Source organism: Pseudomonas sp. Z3-6, from assembly GCF_051131985.1.
GTDB classification, from domain to species: domain Bacteria; phylum Pseudomonadota; class Gammaproteobacteria; order Pseudomonadales; family Pseudomonadaceae; genus Aquipseudomonas; species Aquipseudomonas zanjanensis.
The window spans coordinates 4,235,910-4,249,440 of sequence record NZ_CP071644.1 but is presented as its reverse complement, the minus strand read 5'-3'; the positions used below and the strand labels follow the sequence as shown (position 1 = coordinate 4,249,440).

The window sequence follows — 13,531 nt, the reverse complement described above, 5'->3', positions numbered from 1 at the left end:
CCACCAAAGCTCCCTCGCCACAAAAAGGAGTCTTGCCACAAAAAGGAGCCTCGCTACGGGCCTACGACCGTTCGGTATCCGGGTTGCTGGAGGCCGGGATCAGGTCGCGCGTCGCGTAGAAGCCCTGCACCAGGCGATTCTTGGCCCGGTACTCACACAGGAGCAGCAAGGTATCCGGCATCTGGGAAATGGACGATGAATGCTTGACCACCATCGTCTTGCCGCCCGAGCGTAAGCGCACCAGTGTCCCAGGTTCGAATGTGCCCATCTGCAGTCACCTCATCGTCACGTTGCTTGTGCGTTCTACCCAACCCCCGCCGAGGGCCTTGTACAGGTTGACTTCGGCGAGCAGCTGCGACAGCCGGTCGACAATCAGGTTTTGCCGGGCGCTGAACAGCGAGCGTTGGGCATCGAGGAACGTCAGGCTGCTATCCACGCCGATGCGATAGCGCCGTTCCGCCAGGCGGTAGTAGTCCTGGTTGGCTTGCACCAGGTCGCGCTGGGCGATCAATTGGTCTTTATAGGTCTTGCGTGCCGCCAGGCCGTCGGACACTTCCTGGAAGGCGGTCTGGATGGCTTTCTCGTATTGCGCCACGCGGATGTCTTTCTGGATTTTCGAGTAGTCCAGGCTCGCCCGAAGGCTGCCGGCGTTGAAAATCGGCAGGTTGATCTGCGGTTGAAACAGCCAGCTGCCCGACCCGCCCTTGAACAGCCCGGACAGTTCGTTGCTGGAGCTGCCCGCGTTGGCGGTCAGGCTGATGCTCGGGAAGAACGCGGCACGGGCCGCGCCGATGTTGGCATTGGCCGATTGCAACAGGTACTCGGCCCCAAGGATGTCCGGTCGGCGTTGCAGCAAGTCCGAAGGCAGGCCCGCCGGTACTTCGCTGAGCAGGTCCGAGGCCAGTGGGCGGCCGGGCAGGTCATCGGCGACCGAAGTGCCCACCAGCAGCGTGAGGTTGTTGAGGTCCTGGGCGACCTGGCGCTGGAACTTGGCCAGGCTGGCCCTGGCGCTTTCCACCGATGTTCGCGATTGACTCAGGTTCAAGGCCGATGCGGTGCCGACCTGGTTACTGCGTTCGGTCAGGCGCAGGCTTTGCTCGTAGGACTGGAGCGTGTCCTGGGTCAACGCCAGCAGTTCCTGATCGGCACGCCAGGTCAGGTAGGCGCTGGCGACGCTGGCCACCAGGCTCAATTGGCTGCTGCGCCGGGCTTCTTCACTGGACAGGTAAATCAGCGATGCCTGGTCACTGAGGCTGCGGATGCGCCCGAACAGGTCCAGCTCATAAGCGCTGATCCCCAATGTCGCCGAATACGAACGACTGATGGCTGCGTCACCGGTTCCGGTGAGGCTGGCCGGCAGGCGCTGGCTTGAGCCGGTGCCGTTGGCACTGATTGCCGGGAAGAGGTCCGCCCGCTGGATCCGATACTGCGCCTGATACGCCTCGACGTTCAGCGCCGCGACCCGCAAGTCGCGGTTGTTGGCCAGCGCGCTTTCGATGAGTTGTTGCAGCACCGGGTCCTGGAACAGGTCGCGCCAACCCTGTTCGGCGGCCAGGGGCCCCGACAAGGCCGGGGCGTAGGCCGAAGTCTGCGGATACTGCCCGGCGACCGGTGCGTCGGGACGTTGGTAGTCCGGGATAAGCGAACAACCGCCCAACATGAATGCCGCGGCTGCCAGTGGACTCAAGAGTTTATGCATCGACCTGTTATCTCATCGTGGTGCCTGGCCAGGCACCGCAGGCGCGGCAGGCGGGTTCTGGCGGGCCGTTCGCGGCGAGCCGTCATGAGCCGATCATCCATTTCGCCAGCCCATGCCGGCCACTCACGCCCAGCTTGGCGGCGGCACGCTTGAGGTAGGTTTCGATGGAACTGTTCTTGACCTGCAACTTTTCGGCGATCTCCGGCACGGTGCCTCCGGCCAGCAGGCCCAGGCAGACCTCTTTTTCCCGCACGGAAAGGGTGACGTCGCACGGACTCAATCGATCATTGAAGTCACGTTGCAGTTGGGTCTGTTCGGCGCTATCGAGCGGATGGCTCGTGGCGCTGCCAGGGTTTTTGAAGCATTGGCGATTGAGGTGCGCATGACGCTCGGCCAGCGGCAGCAGCGTTTCGGAAAGGTACTTCAGAAAGGACAGTTCCTGGAGGGAAAAGTCGCGCTGTACCTGAGGGCGTTGCAACGAGATCACACAGCGACGGTTGGCCTTGCGTGAAATCAGAATGCACTGGTGGGAGGTGCCGAGGCAGTCGTTGCCTCTTTCGTCCTTCATGCGTGCATTCAAATGGATCAGCAGGGCGTCATCCACCTCCAGTACCCTTTTTACCAAGGGGTGATCATTGCGTTGTATCGCCGTGGTGGGGCAGGGGGATTGCATGTGCAGGTTTTTTTCCGCACCCGCATACCCCAACAGTTGTACATCGAGGACATTCGACTGGGTGTCGTCGGCTGTCCATTCACTCAATTCGAGCCGACTGACAGGCACCGTTGTTTCGATCATCTGGTGCATGTTGGTCAAGAAGCTCTCGTGTCCGACACTTGAAATCAGCTTTCCTAGCTCTACGTAGAGGTGCGATTTTTCTGCACCCTCGATATACGCATGTCGATTCATAATCCTTATTTCCTGCTTACTCGAAAAAGCTCCGCATCGCTGATTGTTGACGGAAAAAATCCGACCGCTTCCAAAATGCTGAAGCTTCTTCTGGAGTTGATACTTGGGGTCAATCGGTCTTGTGAACCTATCGACTTAAACGGTTTAGCCCGGTGGAGCTATTAAGCGTTTCCATGTAGGAAAAGTCTGTAAGGGAAAACAGGGACATTCCGGGTCAGGCAGGGGTTGTCGGTTTTTGGATACCTCCGGGCAAAAACACGTTGGGTCAAAGGTTTTTTCCCTGGCGACGAACGCCGCCGGGTTGGCTTTCAGCAAGGTGCCTGGAAAATATTCAACTAAATTAAAGGGTTGCGTTCGCAGTTCGGTTCTTGGATGCCCGCCCTCAATGTAGGATCTATCTGACAGTAGCATCCAGATTCTGGATTCCCAGTATGGTGAAGACTTCTCATTTATCGATTTTTATCCCGGTGCGTGTCGTTTTTTGTCTATATAGGAGTCGCTTTCGGTCATTGACGCTTTAGCGCTGTCGGCAACAAGGCGGGGTTCGCGACGTCCCGCCCAGGTTGCTGAGCGACGGTTTTTGCAAGGTCATGGGCAGGGCTTGAACGAGAGGAGGTCGATGTTCTTTTTACGCAGGCTGCTCTGTGGCGACAGGCGCATGTACCATTCTCGAGCCCAGCAGGCGAACGTCGACTCGGCTTGTTCGATACCACTCATGAAGCGCGCGGCATTGACGATTCCGTTGGCCCGAGGGTGCCGATGGGCCTGGTAGTGCAGCAGTGCGGTGCGCAGGTCCGGCGTTCGCGCCAGTCGATCGGCCAGCACCACGGCATCCTCGATCGCCTGTGCGGCACCTTGGCCCAGGCTGGGCAACATGGGGTGAGCCGCATCGCCCAAGAGCACCACGTGCCCATCGCAGAATTGCTCGACGGGATGGCGATCCCTGGCGTGCATTTTCAATAGCGCGCTCTCAGGGGTGGCCTCGATGGCCGCCACGACTTCCGGCGCCCAGCCGGCGTAGGCCGCGAGCACTTCTTGCTTGCTGATGTTCAAGGCAGCGTCCGCCGCGTTTTCATGATTGCAGGTGCCCCACCAATACGCCTGGCCGTTGCCGACATCGCAGAGCCCGAAGCGCTTGCCGCGGCCCCAGTAATGCGCCACGTAACCTTCGGTCATGACCGGATGGCTGAAGGGCGCCACCGCCAGCCAGGCGACATAACCCGATGGGCGGGTCGGGGTTTCGCCGAGCATCTGTTGGCGAATCACCGAGTTCAGGCCATCGGCGCCAATCAACAGATCCGCTTCCTGAAGGCTGCCGTCTTCGAACCGCACCGTGACGCCATCGGAGCGAGGGTCATACCCGGTGCAGCGCAACCCGGTGGTCAAGGTGTCGGGCGCGAGCTGCTGCGCCAATGCACGTAGCAGCAACGGGCGCTGGATATTCACGCTGGGATGCCCCAGCTGTTCGCCGATCTCGTGGATCGGCATGCGGGTGATGGCTTCGCCCTGGTGTTTCTTGAAGAAGAAGTCGCGGATCACCTGGCCGGCCTGTTCCACCGGGAGATGGGCGTCAATCGAGTGCAACGCCGCCATGGCATTGGCCATGACGGATAAGCCGGTGCCCCCTGTGCGCAGTGTCTGCGCCGCTTCGAAGACCTTGACCTGCCAGCCCGCTCGTTGCAGTGCGATGGCGGCGGTCAACCCGCCGATACCGGCACCGGCGACGATGGCTTTTCTGGGTGCTGTCATGTTGTTTCACCTGTATCGAGCCCGGAACGACCGGGCGATGGAGTCATGCGGGGCCGTCAATCCGGCCCCGTGATCGTCGGTCATGGTCAAGCCAATGCGCCCATGGATTCGGCGTTCCTGGCCCGGACCAGGTCCATCCGCGACTGGATGCATTGACCCACTCGCTCGATGTGCGGCTCGCGCATCATGGTCAGATGGTCGCCCTCGACGGCGACGCGCTGCACGTGCGGCGCAATCGAACGCCAGCCGCGGTACGGGTCGCGGAAGGCTGTGCCCACCAATTCGTGGGGGGCTTGCAGCACATCGGGCAGTTCGACATCCGCCGCGAACAGCGTGATAGGCAAATCCAGTGGCGGGAAGCGATAGTCCAGCAGCCCTTGCCAGTTGGCATGGAACACGCGGAACAGTTGATCGAGCGTCGCCAGGGTGATGCTCGCGTCGAAAATGCCCTGGTCGATGCCGTGTTGCCGGATCGCCGCGAAGGCCTGAGGATCGTCCAGGGCGGCGAAGTCCAACGCTTGATAGGCGTATTCCTTCTGGCCGTCGCCGCTGAGCAGTTCCCACATGAACCAGTTCATGAACTCGCTGCGTTCAATCTGCACCTCGCCCTGGCTGACGCGCACGATGGTGTCCAGCAGGAACACGTTATGCAGGCGCCGTCCGCGGCGCTGCAACTCGCTCGCCAGTTCATACGCCACGACGCCGCCATAGGACCAGCCGCCAATGTTCAGGGGGCCTTGGGGCGCGACCTGCTCAATGGCGTCCGCGTAGTACACCGCCTGGGCCTGTACCGATTGCAAGGGCTCACGGGCATCCCAGGTACCCGGCGCTTGCAGGGCATACAGGTGGACCTGGTCCTTGAGCACCCGCGCCAGTGCGGCATAGCACAGCACATGTCCGCCGATGGGGTGGACGAGGAACAACGTCGGACGGCGCGTGGCATTCTTGAAGTCCACCAGCGCGCCGGCGCCAGGGTGTCCGGTTGCGGTCTGTTGCAGCACCTGGGCGAATTCGGCGATGGTCGGCGCCTGGATGAAGTCGGACAGCGAAGGCTCCAGGCCTTGATGCCTGGCGAGCATGGCCACCAGTTGTACCGCCTTGAGCGAATTGCCGCCCAGCTCGAAGAAGTTGTCGTGGATGCTGATGCTGTCCAGGTCCAACGTTTCCTGCCAGTAGGCTTGCAGCAAATCCTCCATGGCATTGCGCGGGCCGATGAACGGACGCTGCAAGGTGGTCTGGACGTCGATCTTCTGCAAACGCTGCCGGTCGATCTTGCCCGTGGGCCCGAGGGGCAGTTTCGTGATCTTGACCAGTGTGTTCGGCACCATGTAGTCGGGCAGTGCCAGGCGCATTTCTGCTTTGAGCTGATCCAGGTCCGGCTCGCAGCCCGGCAGGGCCTGGACGAACCCCACCAGGTAACGGCTGCCATCGGTTGCCAGCTTGTCGATGACCGCCACCTGCTCGATGTCGGCCCTGAACCGTGCCGAGCCGAGCATGGCCACTTCGATCTCGCCGAGCTCGACGCGGTAGCCACGAATCTTGACCTGGGCGTCGCTGCGTCCCTGGTACACCAGATCACCGTCGGGCAGGTAGAAACCGATGTCGCCGGTTTCATACAAGCGTCGGGTCTGGCCTTCGAGCTGGCGATAGATAAAGCGTTCGTCGGTCAGGTCGGGGCGATTCCAGTAGCCATTGGCAAGGCTGGCCCCTTCGATGAACAGATCGCCCACCACGCCGACCGGGCAGGGGTTGCCGGCCCCGTCGAGGACATGCATGCGCACGCCGTCGATGGGCGTGCCGATCGGCGGCATGCTCGGCCAGGTCGCGGTCGCGCCTTCAAGTCGCAAGCGCGTCACCACGTGGGCCTCGGTCGGGCCATAGTGGTTCTCGACATGGCAGTCGCCGAGGCGATCGATCAGGTCACGGATTTCGGCGGTGATTTTCAGCTGCTCGCCAGCCACATTGATCTGGCGTAGCGATGCCGGGTGGATACCGAGCTGCAGGGCGATCTCGGCCAAGCCCTGGAAGGCGACGTACGGCAGGAACAGGCGATTGACCTGTTGCGCGTCAATAAACCTCAGCAAGCGGATGAAGTCATAGCGCAGCCCTTCGTCAATCATCACCAGCTCATGCCCGCTGGACAGGGTCGAGAAAATTTCCTGGAACGAAACGTCGAACGAAATGGGCGCGTACTGCAGCGTCTTCAGCGTATCGACATCCCGTGGCTGCTGGCGGTTTTGCCAGAGAATCATGTTGGTCAAGGCCCGGTGCGGCATGGCCACGCCTTTCGGGCGGCCGGTCGAGCCGGAGGTATAGAGCACGTAGGCGTTGTCTTCAGCCATGACGCCTGCGGCAATGGCGGCCACCCGTTGATGACTGCCGGCCAGGTTGTCGTCGAAGCCGGCGACCACGCTGTCCCAATGGCGCGTATCGGCCTGGCCGGCCAGGGACATCGCCAGGCTCGCGGAGGCATCGGCGAACAGCACCAGTCGCGGTTGCGAGTCTTCGAGAATCAGTTGGATGCGTTCGTCCGGATAGCTCAGGTCGATCGGCACGTACGCGGCGCCGGCCTGCACGACACCGAGCAAGGCGACGATCAGGTCGGGCGAGCGCGGCATCATGATCGCGACCCGATCACCCTGGCCGATACCGTGCCGGTGCAGCCAGCCCGCCAGTTGGGCGCAAGCGTCCTGCAATTGACGATAGGACAGGCGGGCCTGGCCAAGGCTCACGGCAGTCTGCTCGCCATGCCGGGCGAAACTGTCCAGCAAGAGGCTCGACAGGTTGTCGTGGGGCAAGGCCGTCGTGGCCCTCGGCGTGGTTCGTTCGATGGGCGGCAGCCAGGCTGCAATGGTTGGTTTGGCCTCAGGGATGGCGATCATCAGTTCCAGCGTGCGCAGCAGGTAATCGGCATAGGCTTCGACCTGGCTCGTGGCGACACGGGCGGTGCGGTAGTCCATCTTCAACATCAGCGAACCGTTGGCCGGATGGCGACCCAGGGTGGTCAGCAGGTCGTAGTTGCTCGCTTCCGTCGTTTCCCAATCGGTGAGGATCTCTTCGCCTTGGGCCAGCAGGTTCTTGAGCACATAGAAGTCGACGTAGTTGAACACCACGTTCAAGGCGACGTCGGTCTCGCGATGGATCAACGCGAACGGGTAGCGCCGGTGGGGGAATACCTGTCGTTCCTGGGCAATCGTTGCCCGGATCAACGCCAGCCAGCTCGGGCCCTGGCTGCTGAAACGTACCGGCAGGGTATTGAGGAACAGGCCCAGGACCGAGGCGGCATCTTCGAATTCCGGCCGGCCATGGCTGATCACGCCACACAGCACTTCCTTTTGATTGGACATGATCGCCTGGGCGAAACCGTGGGCCGTCAGCAGGACCGCGCGCAAGGGCAGGTCGTGGGCCTGGCAGAACGCTTCGAGGCGGGCCAGGTCCGCGGCGGGCAACTCACGGTAGGCCGAGCGGTGCGGCGTCGAGTCTGGCGCCACGGCATGAATCCAGCTGGTCATGGCGGCGGCGGGGGCCTCATGCAAGTATTCGCGCCAGAACCGGCGGTGGGTCTGCGTTGCCGTGGCCTCTTGCTCCAGGACCACGAAGTCTGCCGGCGTGGTGGTCAGGGCAGGCAGTGCGTCGGCGCCAGGCGCCGCGGTGTAGAGCGTGATCAGGTCGCGCATCAAGGTGGCGACGCTCCAACCGTCGAGAATCGCATGGTGGAAGCTGAAGACCAGATCGATCTCGTCCTGCGCGACGAACACACAGAATTGATACAGCGGTGCCCGATGCCAGTCTTCGCGGCAGCGCTTGCGTTCCTCCACGTAGGCGGCAATGGCCTGGGCCCGGGCATCGGGACTCAGCGGGCGTACATCGATGACCTGCACGGGAGGCTCGACCGTCGCGTGCACCCGGGCCATGGGCACCTCGGCGTGACCGATATCGAACGACATGCGCAAGGCCGGATGACGGCGGATCAAGGCGGCGCAGGCCCGTTCCCAAGCCGACGCATCCCAAGGCAGGCGCAAGCGGTAGCGGAAGATGTCGTGATAGATCGCCGAGTCCGGGTGCATCATCGAGTGATAAATCATCCCGACTTGCAACTGCGAAGCGGCAAACACGTCATCGAACACGCCTTCACTGGCCAGGCGGATCGCTGCCGGGACCTGGGCGAAAGGCTTCACGTGGGTCAAGGGTTCGAGCCCGCTGGCTGATGTTTGCCCAGCCTGCAGGACCTCGGCCAACTGGGCGATGGTCGGGGACTGGTAAACCTGCGCCAGGGTCAACGCAATGCCTCGTTCACGGGCGTTGATTTGCAAGTGAATGACTTTCAGGGAATCGCCACCGAGCGTGAAGTAGTTGTCATGGATGCCCAGCGTCGAGCGCTTGAGGTTGTCCCGCCATAGCTCGGCGAGCAGCTGCTCCAAGGCGGTGCGTGGCGCTGTCGTATCGCAGCCCTGGGTGGCGGAAGGCTCGGGGAGGGCCTTGCGGTCCAGCTTGCCGTTGACACTCAGCGGGAACTGCTCGAGCGCCATCAGATGCCGGGGCACCATGTAGTCGGGGACCCGTTGGCGCAAGGTTTCCTGCAGCGCTTGCGGGGATGGCGAGCATCCAGGCTCGCTCACCCAATAGGCGTTGAGGTACGCATCACCGGTCTCCTGGCGGGCGATCACGACCACATCCTTGACCCCTTCGCACGCAAGCAGGTGGGCTTCGATCTCGCCCAATTCGATGCGCAGGCCGCGAATTTTCACCTGGAAATCGTTGCGTCCCAAGTATTCGAGGCTGCCATCGGGCAACCAACGCCCGAGGTCACCGGTCTTGTACAGCCGGGCCTGGGACTCGCTGCGGAAGGGGTCGTGGATGAACCGTTCGGCCGTCAGTTCGGGACGGTTCAGGTAGCCCCGGGCGACGCCGATGCCACCGATGTGCAACTCGCCGGCCACCCCCGGCGGCAGCTGTTGCAGGTTCCCATCAAGGACATGCATCTGGATATTCGCGATGGGGCGGCCGATCGGTACGATGCCGTCGTGCGCATCGTGCCGGCAATGCCATGCGGTCACGTCGATGGCCGCTTCGGTGGGGCCATAGAGATTGTGCAACTGCACCCTCGGCAAATATTCGAAAAAGCGCTTCTGCAAGGCATGGGGCAAGGCCTCGCCGCTGCACAGGACTTTCTGGAGCGCGGATAGGCGCCGGGGCTCCACCTGATCGAGAAAAACCTGCAACATCGATGGGACAAAATGCAGCAGTGTGATGCCGGCGCTCGCCATGATGTCCATCAAGTAGCGCGGGTCCTTGTGCCCGTCGGGGGCGGCGACGATCAGTTGCGCACCGCTGAGCAATGGCAGGAAAAACTCCCAGACCGACACATCGAAACTGAACGGGGTCTTTTGCAGGATCCGGCTGTGTTCATCGACGCCATAGGCATCGCGGGCCCAGAGCAAGCGATTGACCACCCCGTCATGCTGGTTCATCACGCCCTTGGGCAAACCGGTGGAGCCGGAGGTGTAGATGACATAGGCCAGGTGCCGAGGCGTCAGCCCGAGCGCGGCGGCGTCCGGGTTGTGCGTCGGTTGTCGGGACAGTGCTTCAGGCTCGGCATCCAGGCACAACACCGGCACCGTCACGGCGGGCAGGCTGGCCAATAGGCCTTGGCTGGTGATCAGCGCACAGGGCGCGCTGTCGCTGAGCATATGGCTCAAGCGGTCGGCAGGATAACCTGGGTCCAGCGGCACGTAGGCGGCACCCGCCTTGAGAATGCCCAACAGGCCGACCACCATCTCCAGGCTGCGCTCCATGCAGATGGCCACGCGATCGTCGCGGCCAACACCGGTTTCCAGCAGGGCATGGGCCAGGCGGTTGGCCTGGCGATTCAACGCGTCATAGGTCAGCGCCTGGTCCGCGAAGCGCACCGCGATCGCGTCGGGGCGAGCGGCGACCTGGGCTTCGATCAATTGATGGAGCAGCACATCCTTGGAGTAGTCGATGCCGGTGCGATTCCATTCCTTGAGCAGTTGTCGCTCGGCGGGCGACAGCGTATCGAGGGCCATGACCGACACGTCGAAATCAGCGGCCACGCTTTCCAGGATGTTCATGAAGCGTTGCTGCAAGGCTTCGATCTGCGGCGCGTCGAAATACCCCTCGTTGTAGATGAAGTGCATCCACACATCGTCTTCCGGCGCGGACTCGCGCACGTGCATCGCCAGCGGGATCTGTTCGTAGCCATTGCTGAGCTTGACCGGTTGTGCCGGCGCTGGCCCGTACCAGGTGTCCTGGTCCTGTTCGTACGACACCACCACGTCGAACAACTGGCGCCGGCCCTGGTTCTGCAAGCCGAGTTCGCGGTTGAGCTCGCTCAACGGAAAGCGCTGGTAGCGATAATCCTGCTTGAGCGTCAGGGCAATCTTGCCGACCAGGTCGCTGAAACTCAGGTCGGTGCCCAGGCTCAGGCGGACCGGGCTCATGCCGACGAACAAGCCCATCGTGGCCTTGTGGGCGGCATTGGCGCGGTTGAGGATGGGCAGGCCGATGACGATTTCATCCCGTTGCTCGGTGCGCGCAAAGTAGCTGTACAACACCCCCAGCATGACGTGGAAGACCGTCGCCTGGCCCGTGGCCTTGGCGTTTTCGCCGAGGCGGTTATAAAGCGCCCGCGGCAATCGCCAGGCATGGTTCTGGCTGGGCGCCAGGCGCTGGCCGAACTGACCCGGCTGACGGGGCGCGAGCAGGGGCTCGGGCAACGTGCGGTATTTCTCCAGCCAGTATTGGCGCTGGCGCTGGAACGAAACCGAGTCTTTGCTGGCGACTTGCTGCTCGACATAGGCTTGATAGGTCGGTGCCGTCGTCGTGTTTTGCGCCTGGTCGTGCAGGGCGGTATAGGCCTGGCTGAGTGTTCGGCCAATCATGGCGAAGGACCAGCCATCGATGATCAAGTGGTGGCAATTGACGAAGCAGTAGTGGAGGCCTTCACGGACCTTGACCAGGTCCGCGCGCACCAGCAGCCCATCGTCAAAGGAAAACGGGGTCTGCAGCTTGGCCTGCAGCAAGGCCAATGCGCTGGCCTCCGGGTTGGCATGGCCCGAAACGTCGTGCAGCCCCAGCGGGACGTCTACCGGCCCAAGGAAGCGTTGGCGCGGCAGAGGGTGCTCGGCCGAGCCAGGCACGAGTTGGATCCGCAGGGCATCGTGGCCGTTGACGACCTGGTTGAAGGCCGTCTGCAACAGCGCGGCGTCGACCGCCCCGTTGATACGGGCATAACCGCCGATGTTGTACAGCGGGCTATCGGCGTGTAGCACCTGGTCCAGCCAGATGTCCAGTTGCGGAGTGGTGAGGGGATACAGTACGCGCTCTGCGTTCGACGCGGGCAGGGTCTGGGGCATGGTGCTCTCCGTGGGCCGATCCGGTGGCCCGATGAAACGAATGAAAAAAAATGCCGTCAGGCCGTGATGCTGTTCACTCGAGAAAAGTGCTAGTCCTATGGCGAGGGAGCTTGCTCCCGCTGGGCTGCGCAGCAGCCCCCAAAACGACCATCGCGGTGTTTCAGGTTGATTGTGGGCAGCTTCCTTGGGGCTGCTGCGCAGCCCAGCGGGAGCAAGCTCCCTCGCCACAAAAGCTCCCTCGCCACAGGTCTGTCGACGGCCTCCACTCATCGACTCGTGATTACGCGACGCGATACGTGGCGGCTCTGCGGGCGACGGCCTCCACTTGCAGCGCTGCCGCTTCGCGGGCGCTGTCGCCAGGAGGCATCAGTTGGCTGTAGCGGTCGCAACTGGCGCGTACCTCATGACTGTTGAGCACCGTGTCCAGGGCCGTCGCCAATGACTCGGCGCAGGCCGGTGCGAAGACTTGCAAGCCGCACCCCAGGCGCTGCATTCGCGCTGCATTGTCGAAATGGTCATGGGCAAATGGCGTGACGATCTGTGGCACCCCGGCGGCGATTGCCAAGGCCGTGGTCCCGACGCCGCCGTGATGCACCAGGGCCGCTGTGTGGGGCAGGATGCGGCTCATGGGGACATAAGGCCTGACCAGGATCCTGCCGTCGCTGGACAACGAGGGGTCTACCGCCTGGCTGGTCAGGAACACGCCGCGGCGGTCGATCGACTTCAGCGCTTGGGCCGCAGCGGAGAAATACTGTGCGGCATTGACCGTCGTCGAACCCGGGGTAAACACCACCGGCGGGGCCACGCTCAAAAAGTCCTCCAGTTCGGCGTCTGGCGCCTCGAAGCCGGACTCATCGAATAACGGGAACCCGGTCAGTACCGTCTGGGCAGGCCAGTCTTGTTGGATCGGGGCGAACCAGTCCGCAAACAATCCCAACACCCGGTCAGGCGAGGAAATCCACCGACTGATGATGCGCTTGACCGGGGGTAAGCCCAATTCGCGGCGGAAGCTGTTGAGCTCAGGCTTCATGAGCCGATCGAGGAAGGCATGTTCGATGACCCCCAGTAGCAGGCGCCTCAAGGGATACGGTACGAAGGTTGGCAGGTTCGTTCCCGGTGGATGGACGGGGCGCGCAAGGGGCGACCAGATGGCGAACGGTGTGACCTGGCCTGTGACCAGTGGGATGCCGTGCCGTTCCTGAAGCAGGCGGGCGGAAAACGCCCACAACGAACCCAGCATGACGGTGTCGTCGTCGCACGCCTGTTCCAGTAGCCGATACTGTTCGCGCAACGTGCCGCCGACGGTTTTCCATAGGGTGGGCAGTGACGTGCGCGGATGCCACAGCGCCGGGTCAGCCATGACGGCTCGATATTCCTCGCGGGTGCCCAGGGGCAGGAACTTGAAGCCGCAGCGCTCGATCACCGGCGCGAACACCGCGCTGGCGCAAAAGGTTATCCGATGCCCGCGCGCGGCGAGGGTACGGCCGATCCCGATAAATGGGTGAACGTCACCGGCTGAGCCGATGGCCGTAATGATCACATGCATAAGGCTCCCTTTTAGAGTGATCGTGCGATGGATGACAGTCCTGACCGGCGGGCGATCGGACATCGCCTGTGGATTCCGTCCACAGAAACGATTCAGCTTGAGGGGTTATTTAAGCGGTTGCAGGTAGGAAGCGTCTGTAGCGGAAAACGGGGACATTCCAGCCCGCAGATCAGGGGGTGAAACCTTGTGGTGAATGCAAAACTCATCACACCCCAGATTCCCTGTGGGAGCGAGCCTGCTCGCGAAAGCGGTGG

Annotated in this window: 6 protein-coding genes; all 6 read right to left on the bottom strand. The window is 62.5% G+C overall.

All coding sequences use genetic code 11. The features are described from left to right. Positions 1-61: 61 nt before the first annotated feature. Positions 62-268 (bottom strand): hypothetical protein, encoded by a 207-nt coding sequence (locus tag J3P88_RS18290; protein ID WP_186710299.1) that lies wholly within the window; start codon positions 266-268, stop codon positions 62-64. A 6-nt stretch (positions 269-274) separates the two neighbouring features. Further along, positions 275-1,699: an AdeC/AdeK/OprM family multidrug efflux complex outer membrane factor gene (gene adeC, locus J3P88_RS18285; protein WP_434570790.1), complete on the bottom strand. Its 1,425-nt coding sequence runs from the start codon at positions 1,697-1,699 to the stop codon at positions 275-277. Positions 1,700-1,781: 82 nt separating this feature from the next. After that, the gene (locus tag J3P88_RS18280) at positions 1,782-2,606 is read right to left on the bottom strand and encodes a helix-turn-helix transcriptional regulator (RefSeq protein ID WP_434570788.1); all 825 of its coding nucleotides are present in this window, start codon (positions 2,604-2,606) and stop codon (positions 1,782-1,784) included. Between the two features lie 588 nt (positions 2,607-3,194). Then, positions 3,195-4,355, bottom strand: a complete 1,161-nt coding sequence (locus J3P88_RS18275) for an FAD-dependent monooxygenase (RefSeq protein ID WP_434570786.1) — start codon at positions 4,353-4,355, stop codon at positions 3,195-3,197. Positions 4,356-4,441: 86 nt separating this feature from the next. Then, entirely contained in the window at positions 4,442-11,731 is a 7,290-nt protein-coding gene (locus tag J3P88_RS18270; RefSeq protein WP_434570784.1) for an amino acid adenylation domain-containing protein, read from the bottom strand. Positions 11,732-12,011: 280 nt separating this feature from the next. Next, entirely contained in the window at positions 12,012-13,277 is a 1,266-nt protein-coding gene (locus tag J3P88_RS18265) for a glycosyltransferase (RefSeq protein WP_434570783.1), read from the bottom strand. Positions 13,278-13,531 lie beyond the last annotated feature (254 nt).